Raw genomic sequence first — 16,742 nt, 5'->3', positions numbered from 1 at the left:
AAACCGGATTGCATTATGGCAAGAAATGCCGCGCACTACGCAAGCCTATTCTGGCCGCCTTTCCCTACACTGTGTCTGCCTGCCCCGCCCACTGCGGCACCGCCGTTTCCCCCGGCTGCTGCGCTGGCGGCGGCAGGCACCACTAGGGAGAAACACCATGACCAGCCACACCCTGCTGCTATTCGGCCTCACTGTTTTCCCGCTGGTATGCACCCCGGGGCCCGACATCCTGTTTGTGGCCTCGCAGGGGCTGACCGGCGGGCGCGCCGCCGCCACCCGTGCCAATGCCGGCATTCTTACCGGCTACTGCGTGCACGCGCTGTTGGCCGCATTCGGCATTGCCGCGCTCATTACCGCCTGGCCGCCGCTATTTCACGCCATCCGCTGGGCCGGGCTGGCCTACCTGCTGTACCTGGCGGTGCAGATGTTCCGCTCCGCCATGCAGCCCGGCGCGCTGGCGCTAAACGGCAACCCCACGCAGCGGCAGTTTGCCCGCGGCTTTGTCACCAGCCTGCTGAACCCCAAAGGCCTGCTGATCTACCTGTCCATCCTGCCCAACTTCATCCAGCCCGGCGAAGCCGTGGCCCTGCAGGCGCTGCTGCTATCCGCCATCTTTATCGGCAGCTGTGCCGTGGTATACGGCCTGATAGGCTACAGCGCCGCCAGCATGGCCCGCCGCGGCGGCATCAGTGACGCCAAACGCCGCCTGGCCGAAGCCAGCGCCGGCAGCCTGCTGCTACTGGCCGCCGGCAAGCTGGCGGCGTAGCGATGAAGGGTTGGCCGCAGGCTTAGTGCCCCGGCTAAACAGTGGGGCACTAGGCCGTACCGCGCCGCTGTGTTACCGCGCACTAGGCCCACTTGGCTGCGGCCAACCTTTATCGATATACATATTGCATCCATAGAATCCATGCCATAAGCTGCCATAAATTCTATTGAAATAAGCATATGGCAAGTGCAATCACGGCGGTTTCCACCGGCCCCAGCGGCCGTATTCATCAGCTGCGTCAGTACCTAGCCGGGCTTAGCCAGCAGCACGTGCTGGCGGCGCTAGCAGGCTTTAGCTACCGCACCGCCGCGCAGTATGGCTATAGCGACTCTACCGACTACGACCTGCTGCACGACACCCAGCGCTACCCGCCCAAAGCTATACTCGGGTTGGCCGCAGGCCAGCTACTGGGCCAGCCGCTGCCGCCCAAAGCCTTTGCTGGCGGCTTGGGCTCGCCGTGTTTTGCCATCTTGCAGAATTTGGGGTTTCAGATCGTGCCCAAGCTGGTGCTGCAGCGTTACCAGCGCTACAGCCGCCAAGACATCTCGCAGCTGTTTGAGCCGGGTTGTAGCTTTACCCCTGGCGCGGGGCTATGGGGCATATCCGGCATAGTAGAAACGCCCAGAAACAGCGGCCAGTTCGTGTTTTTGGTCACGCTGGGGCCACCCACCGAAGGCAACCCCTACCAAGACGCCATCACCGCAGACGGCTACCTGATTTGGGAATCGCAAAGCCGCCACGACTTTGCCTCACCCGCTATCCAGCGCCTGCAGCAGCACGACGCCGCACAAAGCAATATTCATCTGTTTGTCCGTGGTAACAGCCACGACCAATACGCCTATATGGGCGTGCTTGCCTACCACGACCACCACCCCAGCAAACAAAACCCGGTGCACTTTGAATGGCAAATCCTGCACTGGGACCGCACCCCCGAGCAGCTCAGCGAGATGGGGCTGCCCTATCGTGCCGCCCTAAACCCGCTGTACCAAGCCGCACCCGCCACGCCCCAGCCGCCGTTACTACAGCGCGTAGACCCCCCTGCGGCCAACCCTGCGCCCAAGCGCGGCAAAGCCAAGCACGCTGCGGCCAACATCGACTGGGCCGCGCGTGACCAACGCCACCGCGACCTAGGGCTGCGCGGTGAACGGCTGGTACTGCAATACGAAATCGCCCAGCTACAGCAACAAGGACACGCCGACTTGGCCGCGCAAGTAAAGCATGTGGCGCTGCAAAACGCGGCCGCCGGTTACGACATTGCGTCGTTTTACCCAGACGGCCGTGCCAAATTCATCGAGGTAAAAACCACCCAAGGCCCGGCCGACACGCCGTTTTACATCTCAGCCAACGAGGTAAACGTATCCAGCGAACACCCCGACGCCTACGTGCTGTACCGCGTGTATGGGCTAAGTGAAGACGCCGACAGCGTGCAGTTTTTTGAACTGCCGGGGCCGGTGGGGCAGCACTGTCAGCTAGAGGCGGTGAGTTTTAGGGCGAGGGTGGGAAGTGTCTAAAAATGTAGAGGTAGCCCGGCCAATGCAGGCGGTCATTGTGGATAGAAAAGCCAGGCGCAATCCCAGCTGGTCGAGAGACGAGCTGATCCTCGCGTTAGACCTTTACATGCGTCACCGGGTCTCACTGCCGGGTAAAGATTCCCCAGAAGTCACAGAGCTTTCCAAGGTGCTGAACGAGCTTGGTGCTGCACTGTTCCAGCGAACAGACACTAGCTATCGGAACACGAACGGCGTTTATATGAAGCTGATGAACTTTAGGCGACTCGATCCTGATTACGTGGCAGAGGGTAAGAAAGGTCTGACCAGAGGTAACCAAGACGAAGAATGTGTTTGGGCTCAATTTGCTAGTGATCCTGTAAGGCTTGTCGCAGTTGCTCGATTCATTCGGCTGGGAATTTCAAAAGATCTTTCCAATGTGGATTTAGCTGGTCCTGATGAGCCCGGTATTGAGGAAGCAGAAGAGGGCAAGGTTGCTACGCGTATGCATCGCTACAGGGAGCGAGACAGGAGACTTGTGGTTGAGGCAAAAGCTCAAGCGATGAAGCGGTATGGCCGGTTGGCCTGTGCAGCTTGTGGTTTCGATTTTTCGAAGCAGTATGGCGTACTTGGCACCAATATCATTGATGTTCACCACACAAAGCCAGTTCATACAATGCTGCCGGGAGAGAAAACAAATGTGGCAGACCTTGTGCTCTTGTGCTCTAACTGCCATCGCATCGTCCACTCGAAGCGTACATGGCTCAGTGTCGAAGACGTTAAGTCTGCTTTAGCAATTTCGAACTTGGATGGGACGTAAATTTTTTTGCTATTTAAATTGACGCACCGGGATGGTCTTGATTGGTGATGTAAGGGCCTATGAAAGTATCAAATTCCTGAGGCGAATAGGAGGCTTTGAAATGAAAATGGCCTCCAAACTTGGAGGCCATTTGCTAAGCTGAGTACAGCGAACCGAATCCCAAAAATCTAGAAAAGTGGGAAAAATCTAGATATTCGTGGGATCCTACATTTTTACACGTCAATATTCCGCGCAATCAACGCATTGCTCTCGATAAACGCGCGGCGTGGTTCGACGTTGTCGCCCATCAGGGTGGTAAACACGTCGTCGGCGGCCATGGCGTCTTCGATTTTTACTTTCAGCAGGCGGCGTACTGTCGGGTCCATGGTGGTTTCCCACAGCTGGCCGGGGTTCATTTCGCCCAGGCCTTTATAGCGCTGGATGGACAGGCCCTTGCGGGTTTCGCCCAGCAGCCAGTCTAGCGCGTCGCCAAATTCGCTTACCGGTTTCACGGTTTCGCCGCGTTTTACCTGGGCGCCGTCGCGCAGCAGGCCGTGCAGCATGTCGCCGGTTTTGGCCAGTACGTCGTAGTCGGCGGTGGCCAAAAAGTCCTGGTCCAGCACGGTGACCAGCACGTTGCCGTGCAGCATGCGGGTGATCTTGATGAGCCAGGCGTCGTTTTTCTCGTCGCGCAGGGCGTCCAGCTTGATGAGCTCGGCGGGCAGTACGGCGGCCAGGCGCTGTACGGCGGTGGCGGCGGCGCTTTCGCTATCCAGGCTGATGCGGCCAACCTTCATCAGGGCGTGCAGTACCAGCGGGTCTACTACGCGGCTTTCGCGGTCGATGGCGGCGCGGGCTTGCAGGTACTGGCGGGCGATTTCACCCAGGGCGTCGCCGCTGAGCGGGGCTTCGCCGGCGGCGGGGGTGAGCTCGGCTTTGTCCAGCGCCAGCTGCAGCAGGTACTGGTTCAGCTCGAAATCGTCTTTCAGGTAGCGTTCCTGCTTGCCGTGCTTGGCTTTGTACAGCGGCGGCTGGGCGATGTAGATGTGGCCACGCTCTACCAGCTCGGGGGTCTGGCGGTAGAAGAAGGTGAGCAGCAGGGTGCGGATGTGCGCGCCGTCTACGTCGGCATCGGTCATGATGATGATGCGGTGGTAGCGCAGCTTGTCCGGGTTGTATTCGTCTTTGCCAATGCCGCAGCCCAGCGCGGTAATCAGGGTGGCTACTTCCTGGCTTTGCAGCATTTTGTCGAAGCGGGCGCGCTCCACGTTCAGGATCTTGCCTTTTAGCGGCAGGATGGCCTGGAACTTGCGGTCGCGGCCTTGCTTGGCGGAGCCGCCGGCGGAGTCACCCTCGACCAGGTAAAGCTCGGACATGGCCGGGTCTTTTTCCTGGCAGTCGGCCAGCTTGCCGGGCAGGCCCAGGCCGTCCATCACGCCTTTGCGGCGGGTGATTTCGCGGGCTTTGCGGGCGGCTTCGCGGGCGCGGGCGGCTTCTACGATCTTGCCGGTAATGATTTTGGCTTCGTTGGGGTTTTCCATCAGGAAGTTTTTCAGGGCTTCGCTGATGACTTCGTTTACCACGGGGCCGATTTCGCTGGAGACCAGTTTGTCTTTGGTCTGGCTGCTGAATTTGGGGTCGGGCAGCTTTACGGACAGCACGCAGGTCAGGCCTTCGCGCATGTCGTCGCCGGTGGTGTCGACCTTGGCTTTTTTGGCCACTTCGCTTTGTTCGATGTAGCCGTTCAGGGTGCGGGTCATCACCTGGCGCAGGGCGGTAAGGTGGCTACCACCGTCGCGCTGCGGGATGTTGTTGGTGAAGCACTGCACGTTTTCCTGGTAGCTGTCGTTCCACTGCATGGCCACTTCTACGGTCATGCCGTCTTTTTCGCCAATGCCGTAAAACACTTTGGGGTGCAGGGCGTTTTTGTTGCGGTTCATGTACTGCACGAAGCCGGCTACGCCGCCGCTAAAGGCAAAGTTTTCTTCTTTGCCGTTACGTTTGTCGATCAGGGTAATGGCCACGCCGTCGTTCAGGAACGACAGTTCGCGGATGCGCTTGGCCAGGATGTCGAAGTGGAACTCTACGTGGCCGAAGGTTTCTTCGCTGGCGCGGAAGGTCACTTCGGTACCACGGTGGGTGGTGTGCCCGGTCATGGTCAGCGGGGCCACGGCTTCGCCACGGCGGAATTCCATTTCGTGCACCTGGCCGTTACGCCAGATTTTGAGCTTGAGCCAGTCGGACAGCGCGTTCACTACCGATACGCCCACGCCGTGCAGGCCGCCGGAGATCTTGTAGCTGTTGCTGTCGAACTTACCGCCGGCGTGCAGGATGGTCATGATGACCTCGGCTGCCGAGCGGCCTTCTTCCGGGTGTATGTCGGTAGGGATACCGCGGCCGTTGTCTTCCACCGAGATGGATTGATCCGGGTGGATGGTGACTTTGATGGTGTCGGCGTGGCCGGCCAGCGCCTCGTCAATGGCGTTGTCCAGTACTTCGAACACCATGTGGTGCAGGCCGGTGCCGTCCTGCGTGTCGCCAATGTACATGCCGGGGCGCTTGCGCACTGCGTCCAGACCTTTTAGTACCTTGATGCTGTCCGCGCCGTATTCCTGTTCGCTCATAAACCCACTCTTGTTTCTGTTCGTTCGGGGCAGCTGCCCCCATGCTGGCGGCCAACCTTAGGCTGGTGGCCGCCGCCGCTGGCCCTGCACGGGGCAGGGCTGGCGGGTGTCAGATGCGCATTGGCATCACGACATATTTGAAGGTTGCGTTGTCCGGGATGGTCACCAGCACGGCGCGTACGGCGTCGCCAAAGGCGAGCTGCACGGTTTCAGCCGGCAGGTTGGTCAGCACGTCCAGCAGGTAGTTGATGTTGAAGCCGATTTCCAGCTCGGCGCCCTGGTAGGCGATTTCCAGCTCTTCTTCGGCTTCTTCCTGCTCGCTGTTGGTGCACAGGATGGACATGGTGCCCGGGCGCAGTACCAGCCGTACGCCGCGGAATTTCTCGTTGGCCAGGATGGCTGCGCGTTGCAGGGCCTGCAGGAAGGTCACGCGTTCCAGCAGGAAGATGTTGTTGTTGTCCAGCGGGATCACGCGGTTGTAGTCGGGGAACTTGCCGTCCACGATTTTGCTGATGATCACGGTGCTGCCAAAGCTGAAGCGCACCTGGTTGGACAGCAGCTCTACGTTGATCTGCTCGTCGCTATCCTGCAGCAGCTTGTACAGCTCGACGATGGTTTTGCGCGGCAGGATCACTTCGCTCTTGGCCAGGTTGGCCGCAATCTCGGCGCTGGCAAAGGCCAGGCGGTGGCCGTCGGTGGCGATCAGGCGCACCTGGTTGCCTTCGGTTTGCAGCAGCAGGCCGTTCAGGTAGTAGCGAATGTCCTGCACGGCCATGGCGTACTGTACCTGGGCGATCAGGCGCTTCAGGTCGCGCTGGGCCAGGCTGAAGCTGGCTTCGGCGGCGCTGGCGGCCGACAGCAGCGGAAAGTCGTCCGCCGGCAGGGTTTGCAGGTTAAAGCGGCTTTTGCCGGCTTTCAGCATCAGGCGGCCGTCTTGCTGTTCCAGCGTAACGGTGGTCTTGTCGGGGATCGCGCGCAGGATGTCCTGCAGCTTTTTGGCCGAGGTGGTCAGGCGGAAGGCTTCGCCGGCGATGTCGTCGGGGCTGGCCGTGGTGATCTGGATTTCCAGGTCGGTGGCCAGAAAGCTTACCGCGTCTGCCTTTTTCTCGATCAGTACGTTGGAGAGGATAGGCAGGGTGTGGCGACGCTCTACGATGCCGGTGACAGCCAGCAGGGGTTTGAGCAGTGCATCGCGTTCGGCTTGCAGAATCAGCATGTGCGGACTCCCGGGGTTACAGGTCGTTATGAAAAGGTTCAGTTACGCAGCATGGATAGCAGCGTATCGTAATCGTGGGCGATGTCCGCGTCACTACCGCGCATTTCTGCAATGGTTTTGCAGGCGTGCAGCACGGTGGTGTGGTCGCGGCCGCCAAAGGCGTCGCCGATGTTCGGCAGGCTCAGCGAGGTCAGCTCTTTGGCTAGCGCCATAGCGACCTGGCGCGGCCGGGCGATGTCGCGGCTGCGCTTTTTGCTGTGCATGTCGGACAGCTTGATCTTGTAGTACTCGGCCACCGTTTTCTGGATGGCGTCCACGGTGATCTGGCGGTTGCCGGCGGCCAGGATGTCTTTCAGCGCTTCTTTCACCAGCTCCATGGTAATGGGCTGGCTGGTAAAGCGGGCGTAGGCCACCACGCGCTTCAGTGCGCCTTCCAGCTCGCGCACGTTGCTGCGCACGTTCTGGGCAATGAAGAAGGCCACGTTGTGGTCCAGCTTGGTGTTATCGGCTTCGGCCTTTTTCATCAGAATGGCCACGCGCATTTCCAGCTCCGGCGGCTGGATCTCTACGGTCAGGCCCCAGCTAAAGCGCGAAATCAGGCGCTCTTCCATGCCTTCTATCTGCTTGGGGTAGCTGTCGCAGGTCATGATCACCTGCTTGCCGCCCTCGATCAGCGCGTTAAAGGCGTAGAAGAATTCTTCCTGCGTGCGGTTTTTGCCGGCAAAAAACTGGATGTCGTCGATCAGCAGCAGGTCCAGGCTGTGGTAGTAGCGCTTGAACTCGTCAAAGGCCTTGTGCTGGTAGGCGCGCATGATGTCGGCGACGTAGCGTTCGGCGTGGATGTAACGAATCTTGGCCTGCGGGTTTTTCTGGTAAACGTGGTTGCCGATGGCTTGTATCAAGTGGGTCTTACCCAGGCCCACGCCACCGTACACAAACAGCGGGTTGTAGGCCGGGTCGCCCGGGTTTTCGGCAATTTGCAGCGCAGCGGCGCGCGCCAGCTGGTTGCCTTTACCGGTAACCAGGGTATCAAAGGTAAACGCCGGGTTCAGGCGGGTACTTTCGTGGCCACCGCCAATGGCTTTCAGTGCGGTTTGCTTGGGGCTGGCGGCGACGCTGGGGTTGCTGGCCGGGCGGCTGTCGGTTTTGCTGTCGCTGGCGGCGGCGGGGTTGGCCGCAGGTGCGCTGCCATTGCCCTGGCCACGCGGGGTGGCTTTGGGCGGCGTAACCGGGGCCGGGGTGGCGCCGGCGGGCGCGCCAATGCGCAGCTCTACCGGTGTTTCGCCCAGCAGCTCGATGGCCAGCTCTTCAATACGCGCCAGGAAGCGGTCTTTGATGAACTGCAGGATGAAACGGTTGGGTGCGTACAATACCAGTGCCTCCTCTGTCGGCTCGGCGGCCAGAGGGCGGATCCAGGTATTGAATTGCTGCGAGGAAAGTTCTTCCTCCAGACGCGTCAGGCACGTGGCCCAGAAGTGTTCCGGTTCAGTCATCAAAGTCATTAAAAACAAAATCCCGCCGCAAACGGACAGCTGGTCAGGGGGCGGCGGGAGTGGCTGACGGCAAGCGGCACCGGCAGTCATTGTTGGGTTGGGCTGGCTAGCCTTGCCTGTATAAGGGTAGCCGTGCTGGAGATTCGCTTTTATTGGGCACGGCGGCAGGCAGGTTTTCAGCTGGCTATTCTACGGCTTTTGCGCAAAGTTATCCACAGCGCTGCAAAAAATTTGTACAGCGTTTTGCCCACCATGGGTAGGGTGTAGTGTCTCTATAATGTGTGCTTTAGCGTGCTGCCCGCAGGCTGTTGGCGGGCTTCTGGGCGGCAATGGTTGACAAAACATGGATTTATCTGTGTAATCACGCGTTTATTTCCGTTTCGAAACAGGAAAACTTCATCATGAAACGTACTTACCAGCCTTCTACTACCCGCCGCAAGCGTACTCACGGCTTCCTCGTTCGCTCCAAGACCCGTGGTGGTCGTGCCGTTCTGGCCGCCCGTCGCGCTAAAGGTCGCAAGCGTCTGGCCGTTTAATCGCTTGGACAACACATTTCGCCGTGCGCACCGGCTTTTAAAAACGGATGAGTTCTCATCCGTTTTTCATTTGCGGAACGCGCGCAGTAATAACCTGTTCCAGGTGTATGCTCGGCCCAACGGCCTGACGCATGCGCGTCTGGGCCTGGTGGTAGGCAAGAAGGTGGCCAAGCGTGCTAATCGCCGTAACTACATCAAGCGCACCGTGCGCGAGTGGTTTCGCCTGAACAAGCATGCCTTGCCACCGATGGATTTTGTTGTCCGCTCCCGGCAGGCGTATTACCGCGACGAATACCACGAAGCAATCACAGCTTTGGCTGCGCTCTTTGCTAAACTAGCCCGATGTCGAAATTCTTGATACTTCTGGTACGTTTCTACCAGCTGGCGATCAGCCCCTGGCTGCCGCCGCGCTGCCGGTATCAGCCTACCTGCTCGGCTTACGCTATCGAAGCATTAAGAAAGCACGGCGCCATCAAGGGCGGCCTGCTAGCGACACGACGGATATGCCGTTGCCACCCTTGGGGCGGCAGCGGTTATGACCCGGTTCCCTGACCTTTCCGGTAAGAGAGATGGACTCCAAACGACTGATCATCTTTATCGTGCTGTCTTTCGGCATCCTGCTGTTGTGGCAGGAATACTTTGCGCCGAAGCCGCCCGCCAAGCCTGCCGTGCAGCAACAAGCTGCCGCCACCGCAGCCCCCCATTCCGATGTACCGGCAGCCCAGCTAGCCGATACCGCCAAACCGGCCAAAGGCCAGCGCGTGGTAGTGAATACCGACGTGCTGCGCGCCGAGATCGACACCAATGGTGGCGACCTGCGCAGCCTGCAGCTGCTGAAGCACGATGGCGCGGTAGATGCTTCCAAACGCTTCGAGCTGTTCACCGATAAAGGTGAGCGCCTGTACGTGGCACAAACCGGCCTGATCGCCGCCGGCAACGCTGCCCTGCCTACCCACAAAACCGTGTTTGCGGCCGAAAAAGCCGAGTACCAGCTGGCGGGCGACAAGGTAGAAGTGAAGCTGACCGCCCCTGCGGCCAACGGTGTACAGGTCAGCAAGGTGTACACCTTCAAGAAGGGCAGCTACCTGATCGACGTGCGTTACGACATCGTCAACGGTGGCACCACCCCGCTGTCCACTACTGCTTACTTCCGCCTGCTGCGTGATGGCCAGACACCGGAAGGCGAAAGCCGCATGGCGCAAACCTTTACCGGCCCGGCGGTGTACACCCACGACGCCAAGTTCCAGAAGGTGAAGTTTGAAGACCTGGACAAAGGCAAGGGCGAATACGCCAAGAACGCCGACAACGGCTGGGTAGGCATGGTGCAGCACTACTTTGGTAGCGCCTGGATCCTGAAACCGCTGGAAGGCAAGCCGGTCTGCGCCAATGCACAAAGCTGCCAGTTCCTGCTGGAGCCTAAAAACGGTGCCTACTCGGCTGCCGCCCTGGTGACCGTACCGACCGTTGCCGCCGGCCAAAGCACCTCGCTGACCGTGCCGCTGTATGCTGGCCCGCTGGAATACAACACGGTGACCAAAGTGGCCGAAGGCCTGGACCTGGCCAAAGACTACGGCATGGTGCATATCTTTGCCTCGCCGCTATTCTGGCTGCTGACCAAGCTGCACGCACTGGTGAACAACTGGGGCTGGGCGATCGTGCTGCTCACCCTCACCGTGAAGGCCGTGTTCTACCCGCTGACCGCCGCCTCCTACCGCTCCATGGCCAAGATGAAGGTGCTGGCACCGCGTCTGGAAAACCTGAAGCAGCAGTACGGCGACGACCGCATGAAGTTCCAGCAAGCCGTGATGGAAATGTACAAGACCGAGAAAGTGAACCCGCTGGGTGGCTGCCTGCCTATGCTGGTGCAGATTCCGGTGTTCATCGGCTTGTACTGGGCGCTGCTGGCGTCGGTAGAGCTGCGCCAGGCTGAATGGCTGTACATCCACGATCTGGCGCGCCCGGACCCGTTCTACGCGCTGCCGCTGATCATGGCCATTACCATGTTTGCCCAGACCTTCCTGAACCCGCCACCGGCCGACCCGATGCAGGCCAAGATGATGAAGATCATGCCGATTGCCTTCTCGGTGATGTTCTTCTTCTTCCCGGCTGGCCTGGTGCTGTACTGGGTAGTGAACAACCTGCTGTCCATCGCGCAGCAGTGGTACGTGAACCAGAGTATCGAAAAAGCCCGCAAGGCGGCCCTGCAGTCCTGATTTGCGGCCAACCTTGTACGGTAGAATCACAGCCCGGCCTTTTGGCCGGGCTTTTTGCTGCCTGCGCTACCAACCGGACTAATATGCTTATTGCCACGAACCCCACGAAAGAACACGTAAGCCGTCTGCCAGGGGCTGCCTGACTGGCTATTTTTTGGTGTCTTTTCGTGGTTTTCGTGGCTCCAGAATCGAAGGAAATCCCATGAGCTTCAGCTACACCCCCAGCACCATCTGCGCCATTGCCACCGCCCCCGGCCGCGGCGGCGTGGGGGTGGTGCGCGTCTCCGGCCGCGACTTGCTGCCCTTTGCCCAGGCCATCAGCGGCGGCAAAACGCCGCGCCCGCGCTACGCCACCTATACCGATTTTTACGATGCCGATGGCAGCGCTATCGACAACGGCCTGCTGCTGTACTTCCCCGGCCCCAACAGTTTTACCGGCGAAGACGTGATCGAGCTGCAGGGCCACGGCGGCCCGGTGGTGATGAAGATGCTGGTGAGCCGCTGCGTGCAGCTGGGCGCCCGCCTGGCCGAGCCGGGCGAGTTCACCAAGCGCGCCTTCCTGAACGACAAGCTGGACCTGGCGCAAGCCGAAAGCGTGGCCGACCTGATCGACGCCGCCAGCGAAAGCGCGGCCAAGAGTGCGCTGAAATCGCTGAAGGGCGCGTTCTCGCACGAGATTCACACCCTGGTGGACGAGCTGATCAACCTGCGCATGCTGGTAGAAGCCACGCTGGACTTCCCCGAAGAAGATATCGACTTTCTGGAGAAAGCCGACGCGGTAGGGCGCCTGCGCCGCCTGCGCGGCCAACTGCAAAAAGTGCAGGCCACCGCCAAACAGGGTGCGCTGCTGCGGGAAGGCATGCACGTGGTGCTGGTGGGCCAGCCCAATGTGGGGAAATCCAGCCTGATGAACGCGCTGGCCGGCGACGACATCGCCATCGTCACCGATATTGCCGGCACCACGCGCGACACCGTGCGCGAGGAAATCGTGATCGACGGCGTGCCGGTGCACATCATCGATACCGCCGGCCTGCGCGATACCAACGATGTGGTGGAGAAAATCGGCATCGAGCGCACCTGGCAGGCGGTGGAGCGCGCCGACGTGGCGCTGGTGCTGGCCGATAGCCGCGATGGCCTGGTGCCCGAGGTACACGCCATTCTGGCCAAGCTGCCAGCGCGCCTGCCGCGCGTGCACGTGTTCAACAAGGTCGACCTGTCTGGTGGCCAGGTTGGCCGCAGCGAGCAAGACGGCCACCCGGTGGTACACCTGTCGGCGCGTACCCACGCCGGTGTGGACGACCTGCGCGCGCTGCTGCTGGAGATGATCGGCTACAGCGGCGACAGCGAAGGCGTGTTCCTGGCGCGCGAACGCCACCTGGACGCCATCGCCCGTGCTGCCGACCACCTGGGCCTGGCCGAGGCCGACTGGCAGATGGTGGAAATCTTTGCCGAAGAGCTGCGCATGGCGCAGAACAGCCTGTCGGAAATTACCGGCAAGTTCACACCGGATGACCTGCTGGGGGTGATCTTCAGCCGCTTCTGCATCGGCAAGTAAGCCGGCGCCCCCGTCTGGCGGGGGCATCATACCTGCATTGGCAGGGTGGCAATTATTGCTAAAATGTAATGGTATAAAACCAGCAGCAGATTTTTAAAACCATACTATTGGCACGTCATGCTAAAACCCTCATTTGTCTGCCGTGCCGGTTATCGGTATGAGTCTCGCTAGCATGTCGCGATTGCGCCTGATGCTGCGGTTCGGTATGCCATTGTGGCTGATGGCGTGCCTGGCTGCCCATGCCCAGGCCCAGCGCCTGGTCTTCGCCTTTAATACTGCAGAGCCTTACAAAGTACGTGATGCCCACGGCCGCCCGGCCGGGGCCTACGTGGATATCATTCGCGAGCTGGCACGCCGCAGCCAGCTGGTGCTGGAAATCGAGCAGGTGCCGCTCAAGCGTGTGCTGGCCATGATGGAAACCGGCAGCGCTGATATCACCATCGGCGTGAAAGGCGGCCCCGATCGCGATGCCTACCTGCAGTTTATCGACCCGCCGTTTGCGCCCAGCAGCCGTACCATTGTGTTGCAGCGTAGTAATGATGTGCGGGTGCTGCGGCGTTATGAGGATTTGCTGCCATTGCGGGTGGGGGTCGTGGAGGGGGTGCATTATTTTCCGCAGTTTGACGCCGATAGCCGTTTCCGCCGCGATGCGGCGCCGACGGTTGGCATGGCGCTGCGCAAGTTATTGGCCAAGCGTTTTGATGTGCTGCTGATCAATGGCTTGCAGGCGCAGGGCGAGCTGCGTGAATCGCGCTATCGCGGGCTGTATCGCCAGGCGCAGGTGTCGTTCGAGTTTGGCGAGCCCAGGCGTATTGCCATTTCGCGCAGGTCGGTGGTGGCGCAACAGCTGTCGGGTGTGCTGTCGCAGCAACTGGCTGGCATGGTGAAAGACGGTACCGTTCGCCGTTTGCTGGCCAAGGCCGATGCCGATATGGCCATAAGGCCGCAGCCTTGAGCCTGCGCCGTGCTTTGCTGGCCATGATGTTGGCCGCAGGCTGTGCTACCCCGGTGCTGGGGGCGCAGCCCGCCGTGCTGAATATTGCGTTCAGCGTGATGCCGCCCTGGAAAACCATCGATGCTCATGGTGAAGCGCAGGGCCCCTATGCACGCATACTGCGCCAGCTAGCCGCACAGCTGGGTGCCACGCCGCGTTTTATCCCGTGCTCGCTTAGCCGCTGCCTGCAGCTACTGCAGCTGGGCGAGGCCGACGTGGCGCTGGGCCTGGCGGCCACGCCGGAGCGCGTGGCGTATCTCGACTTTATCCCGCCAGGGCTGGACGAGGATTCGCGCATTGCCTTTTTCATGCGCAGCCAAGATCGCCGCCCGCTCGCCCGTTACGAAGACCTGGCCGGTTTGCGCATAGGGGTAACCCACGACCGGCGCTATTTTGCCCGCTTCGACGCCGATACCTCTCTACAGAAAGACGTGGCGCTGCACACGGCAGAGTCCATGCGCAAGCTGGTGGCAGGGCGGGTGGATGTGGTGATTGCGCCCGTGCTGCACGGGCGCAGCGTGCTGGTGGCCGAGTCGCTGGCGCAGCGCGTGCGCCAGATGCCGCTACAGGCCAAAGCCTACGGTGGCTTTATTGCCTTGTCCCGCTTGTCGCCCTGGGGGCCGTACCGCGCGCAGGTGGCCATGGCGATTACCCGTATGCGCGCCACGGGCCAGCTGGACCCAAGCCGGCAGATGCCGCACAACCAGCGCTGCGAGCAGGCCATGCCAGACGCTCGCACCCCAGGCTGCGGCTATGACGCGGCTGTCTTGCGGCCATAGCGGCCGCTTATAGCCAGCTGGGGTCCAGCCGGTCTGGCCGGTCGGTACACAGCATGTTTACCCCCCAGTGCCGCAGCCTTTGCATGTCTTCCAGCTGGTTTACCGTCCAGGCCATCACCGCCAGCCCGGCTTGGTGCAGGGCCTGCACGCTGGCTTCGTCCAGGGCGCGGTAGTGCACGTGCACGGCACAGCAGCCCAGGGCACGGGCCTGTGCCACGCTGTCTTCCGACAGGGTGTCCAGTAGCAGTGCGCGTGGCAGCTGCGGTGCGGCCAACTGTGCGCTAGCCAGCGCGGCGGTATCAAACGATGACAGCAGCGGCGGTAGCGCCGCGCCTTGCCAGAGCGCCTGGATTTCCGCCACACACACGCGGGCCATGGCGGCCGGCTCTCGCGCGGGCTTCAGCTCCAGGTTCACCGCCATGCCCAGCTTGCGGCTTTTGCTGGCCAGTGCCGCCAGCGTGGGCAGTGGTTCACCGGCAAATGCCAGGTGGTGATAGCGCCCGGCATCCAGCGTTTGCAGCTGGGCGATGGTTTGACCGGCCACGTCGCCGTTGCCGGTGGTGGTGCGCTCCAGGGCGTGGTCGTGCACGATCACCGCCTTGCCATCTGCGCTCAGCTGTACATCACACTCCACCCCGTTCACGCCCAGCCTGTGGGCCAGCAGCAGCCCTGCCAGCGTGTTTTCCGGCGCCAGTGCGCCCCCCAGCCGGTGGGCAAAGCCTAGTGGGTATGGCCAATGCATGCTTTTGCTCCGTTTCATGAAAAAAGCGTAACGGGGTGCGTTACAAAACTGTCGTCATTCTGCAGAAATTGCCTGCTACGGTAAGCATTTAGCGGCATTTGCCACAGGGATTACCCCTTAAGCGTAAACCCTTCTTTACAAAGTGTTAGACAAAAAGGTCTACTGTAATGCTGATGTTGCATTGCAATATCCCTGCGGCATGAGGTGGCTGGCTGTTATGGGCGTGGGCGTTCCGCCACAGCTGGCTGCATGTCGCAGCACCACAACGTACAGAAAACACGACAGCTTGCCGGTAGCTATGTAAATTTTTGGAAAAACTGTTTTGAAATCATTTGATTAATAGCTTGTTGGACAGTATGCATGGCCGCTGAGTTGCCCTGCTGACAGGGTTGGTTACCGTTTGGCATGTCGCTTTTTTGTAAAAGCATTGCGCTAAATCAAAAGTCGTGATGTAGTAATAATTCAAACGCTCGTTCGAAATCAGGCCTCGCACGGGCGTTCGCTATCTTTAGATTTTTTATTTGTCATTCATCTATTTGCAGAAAGGAAGACCATGCAAATCGCTATTCCAGCCGAAAGGCTGGCAGGTGAAAGCCGCGTGGCCGCGACACCGGAAACGGTTAAAAAGCTCGTCGCCATGGGCCATGCCGTGGTGGTAGAGGCGGGGGCGGGCACGATGGCGGCGGTGCCGGATGCGGCGTATGCCGAAGCCGGTGCCACCTTGGCCGCATCGCGTGCGGCAGTGCTGGCGCAGGGCGACATTGTGCTGACCGTGCGCCCGCTGCCGGAAGACGCCATTGCCGAGCTGAAAGAAGGCGCCGTGCTGATTGGCCAGCTGGCCCCGTTCCAGAACACCACCTTCCCGCAGCTGGCTGCGCGCAAGGTGTCGGCCTTTGCCATGGAGCTGCTGCCGCGCACCACGCGGGCGCAGAGCATGGACGTGCTGTCCAGCCAGAACAACATTGCCGGCTACCGTGCCGTGTTGCTGGCCACGCAGTACTACCCGCGCTTCATGCCCATGCTGATGACCGCCGCCGGTACCGTGAAACCGGCCCGTGTGCTGATCATGGGGGTGGGGGTGGCCGGTTTGCAGGCGATTGCTACTGCCAAGCGCCTGGGGGCGGTGGTAGAGGCGACCGACGTGCGCCCGTCTACCAAAGAGCAGGTGGAAAGCCTGGGCGGCAAGTTCATCGAAGTACCGATGAGCGAGGAAGAGAAGAAAGCCAACGACGGTGTGTACGCCAAGGAAATGTCGGACGACTACAAGCGTCGTCAGGCCGAGCTGGTGGCCAAGCACGCGCGCCAGGCCGACATCATCATCACCACGGCGCTGATTCCGGGCAAGAAGGCGCCGACGCTGATCAGCCGCGAGATCGTGGCCGCCATGAAACCGGGTAGCGTGATTATCGATATTGCCGCCGAAGCCGGTGGCAACTGTGAGCTGACCGTACCGGGCGAGGTGCATCGCACCGATAACGGCGTGAGCGTGGTGGGCCTGTACAACCTGCCGGGCCAGCTGGCGGCCGATGCCTCCAGCC

15 protein-coding genes are annotated in these 16,742 nt (G+C 60.7%); 11 read left to right on the top strand and 4 right to left on the bottom strand.

Annotated features, from left to right (window positions below; all coding sequences use genetic code 11):
* Window positions 1-157: 157 nt before the first annotated feature.
* The 3 genes from ACZ9XP_RS17160 (at window position 158) to ACZ9XP_RS17150 (ending at window position 3,073) form a co-directional block, all read left to right on the top strand.
* A complete protein-coding gene (locus ACZ9XP_RS17160; protein WP_465188862.1) occupies window positions 158-766 on the top strand; it encodes a LysE family translocator in 609 nt (202 codons plus the stop codon).
* A gap of 179 nt (window positions 767-945) precedes the next feature.
* Window positions 946-2,277 carry a DUF3427 domain-containing protein gene (locus ACZ9XP_RS17155; protein WP_465188861.1) on the top strand — a complete coding sequence of 444 codons (1,332 nt, stop codon included), beginning with the start codon at window positions 946-948 and terminating at the stop codon, window positions 2,275-2,277.
* A complete protein-coding gene (locus tag ACZ9XP_RS17150) occupies window positions 2,270-3,073 on the top strand; it encodes an HNH endonuclease (RefSeq protein ID WP_465188860.1) in 804 nt (267 codons plus the stop codon). Before ACZ9XP_RS17155 ends, ACZ9XP_RS17150 begins: the two co-directional genes overlap by 8 nt.
* Window positions 3,074-3,285: 212 nt before the next feature.
* Here the strand turns inward: ACZ9XP_RS17150 and gyrB are convergent, their stop codons facing one another.
* From gyrB to dnaA, 3 genes are all read right to left on the bottom strand, one after another.
* Entirely contained in the window at window positions 3,286-5,676 is a 2,391-nt protein-coding gene (gene gyrB / locus ACZ9XP_RS17145; RefSeq protein ID WP_465188859.1) for a DNA topoisomerase (ATP-hydrolyzing) subunit B, read from the bottom strand.
* Window positions 5,677-5,785: 109 nt separating this feature from the next.
* Window positions 5,786-6,892 (bottom strand): DNA polymerase III subunit beta, encoded by a 1,107-nt coding sequence (gene dnaN / locus ACZ9XP_RS17140; protein ID WP_017510175.1) that lies wholly within the window; start codon window positions 6,890-6,892, stop codon window positions 5,786-5,788.
* 38 nt (window positions 6,893-6,930) lie between these two features.
* Window positions 6,931-8,385 (bottom strand): chromosomal replication initiator protein DnaA, encoded by a 1,455-nt coding sequence (gene dnaA, locus ACZ9XP_RS17135; protein ID WP_147683480.1) that lies wholly within the window; start codon window positions 8,383-8,385, stop codon window positions 6,931-6,933.
* A gap of 401 nt (window positions 8,386-8,786) precedes the next feature.
* Here dnaA and rpmH point away from each other — a divergent pair, with 401 nt between their 5' ends.
* The 7 genes from rpmH (at window position 8,787) to ACZ9XP_RS17100 (ending at window position 14,462) form a co-directional block, all read left to right on the top strand.
* Window positions 8,787-8,921: a 50S ribosomal protein L34 gene (rpmH, locus tag ACZ9XP_RS17130; RefSeq protein WP_008955801.1), complete on the top strand. Its 135-nt coding sequence runs from the start codon at window positions 8,787-8,789 to the stop codon at window positions 8,919-8,921.
* A 4-nt stretch (window positions 8,922-8,925) separates the two neighbouring features.
* On the top strand, window positions 8,926-9,279 hold the full coding sequence (gene rnpA / locus ACZ9XP_RS17125) for a ribonuclease P protein component (protein WP_081600701.1): 354 nt from the start codon (window positions 8,926-8,928) through the stop codon (window positions 9,277-9,279).
* Window positions 9,264-9,473, top strand: a complete 210-nt coding sequence (gene yidD / locus ACZ9XP_RS17120; RefSeq protein WP_081600700.1) for a membrane protein insertion efficiency factor YidD — start codon at window positions 9,264-9,266, stop codon at window positions 9,471-9,473. The genes rnpA and yidD overlap by 16 nt, the downstream gene beginning before the upstream one ends.
* A 17-nt stretch (window positions 9,474-9,490) precedes the next feature.
* The gene (yidC, locus tag ACZ9XP_RS17115) at window positions 9,491-11,134 is read left to right on the top strand and encodes a membrane protein insertase YidC (RefSeq protein WP_465188858.1); all 1,644 of its coding nucleotides are present in this window, start codon (window positions 9,491-9,493) and stop codon (window positions 11,132-11,134) included.
* Between the two features lie 202 nt (window positions 11,135-11,336).
* Window positions 11,337-12,689 carry a tRNA uridine-5-carboxymethylaminomethyl(34) synthesis GTPase MnmE gene (gene mnmE / locus ACZ9XP_RS17110; RefSeq protein ID WP_465188857.1) on the top strand — a complete coding sequence of 451 codons (1,353 nt, stop codon included), beginning with the start codon at window positions 11,337-11,339 and terminating at the stop codon, window positions 12,687-12,689.
* 172 nt (window positions 12,690-12,861) lie between these two features.
* Window positions 12,862-13,644: a transporter substrate-binding domain-containing protein gene (locus ACZ9XP_RS17105; RefSeq protein ID WP_170253562.1), complete on the top strand. Its 783-nt coding sequence runs from the start codon at window positions 12,862-12,864 to the stop codon at window positions 13,642-13,644.
* Window positions 13,641-14,462 carry a transporter substrate-binding domain-containing protein gene (locus tag ACZ9XP_RS17100; protein WP_147683489.1) on the top strand — a complete coding sequence of 274 codons (822 nt, stop codon included), beginning with the start codon at window positions 13,641-13,643 and terminating at the stop codon, window positions 14,460-14,462. Before ACZ9XP_RS17105 ends, ACZ9XP_RS17100 begins: the two co-directional genes overlap by 4 nt.
* A gap of 7 nt (window positions 14,463-14,469) precedes the next feature.
* Here ACZ9XP_RS17100 and ugpQ read toward each other — a convergent pair whose 3' ends face one another.
* Window positions 14,470-15,204 carry a glycerophosphodiester phosphodiesterase gene (gene ugpQ, locus ACZ9XP_RS17095; protein ID WP_465188856.1) on the bottom strand — a complete coding sequence of 245 codons (735 nt, stop codon included), beginning with the start codon at window positions 15,202-15,204 and terminating at the stop codon, window positions 14,470-14,472.
* Between the two features lie 553 nt (window positions 15,205-15,757).
* Between ugpQ and ACZ9XP_RS17090 the strand changes: the two genes are divergently transcribed.
* On the top strand, window positions 15,758-16,742 hold a 985-nt coding region (locus ACZ9XP_RS17090), incomplete at its 3' end, for a Re/Si-specific NAD(P)(+) transhydrogenase subunit alpha (RefSeq protein ID WP_465188855.1).

The organism is Vogesella perlucida (assembly GCF_979366545.1).
This window is presented reverse-complemented; position numbering and strand designations above follow the sequence as displayed.

What these genes read in the sequence shown, in the direction of transcription:
- ACZ9XP_RS17160 (WP_465188862.1), top strand. Translation starts at nt 158, where the DNA reads ATGACCAGCCACACCCTGCTGCTATTCGGCCTCACTGTTTTCCCGCTG.
- ACZ9XP_RS17155 (WP_465188861.1), top strand. Translation starts at nt 946, where the DNA reads ATGGCAAGTGCAATCACGGCGGTTTCCACCGGCCCCAGCGGCCGTATT.
- gyrB (WP_465188859.1), bottom strand. Translation starts at nt 5,676, where the DNA reads ATGAGCGAACAGGAATACGGCGCGGACAGCATCAAGGTACTAAAAGGT.
- dnaN (WP_017510175.1), bottom strand. Translation starts at nt 6,892, where the DNA reads ATGCTGATTCTGCAAGCCGAACGCGATGCACTGCTCAAACCCCTGCTG.
- dnaA (WP_147683480.1), bottom strand. Translation starts at nt 8,385, where the DNA reads ATGACTGAACCGGAACACTTCTGGGCCACGTGCCTGACGCGTCTGGAG.
- rpmH (WP_008955801.1), top strand. Translation starts at nt 8,787, where the DNA reads ATGAAACGTACTTACCAGCCTTCTACTACCCGCCGCAAGCGTACTCAC.
- yidD (WP_081600700.1), top strand. Translation starts at nt 9,264, where the DNA reads ATGTCGAAATTCTTGATACTTCTGGTACGTTTCTACCAGCTGGCGATC.
- yidC (WP_465188858.1), top strand. Translation starts at nt 9,491, where the DNA reads ATGGACTCCAAACGACTGATCATCTTTATCGTGCTGTCTTTCGGCATC.
- mnmE (WP_465188857.1), top strand. Translation starts at nt 11,337, where the DNA reads ATGAGCTTCAGCTACACCCCCAGCACCATCTGCGCCATTGCCACCGCC.
- ACZ9XP_RS17105 (WP_170253562.1), top strand. Translation starts at nt 12,862, where the DNA reads ATGTCGCGATTGCGCCTGATGCTGCGGTTCGGTATGCCATTGTGGCTG.
- ugpQ (WP_465188856.1), bottom strand. Translation starts at nt 15,204, where the DNA reads ATGCATTGGCCATACCCACTAGGCTTTGCCCACCGGCTGGGGGGCGCA.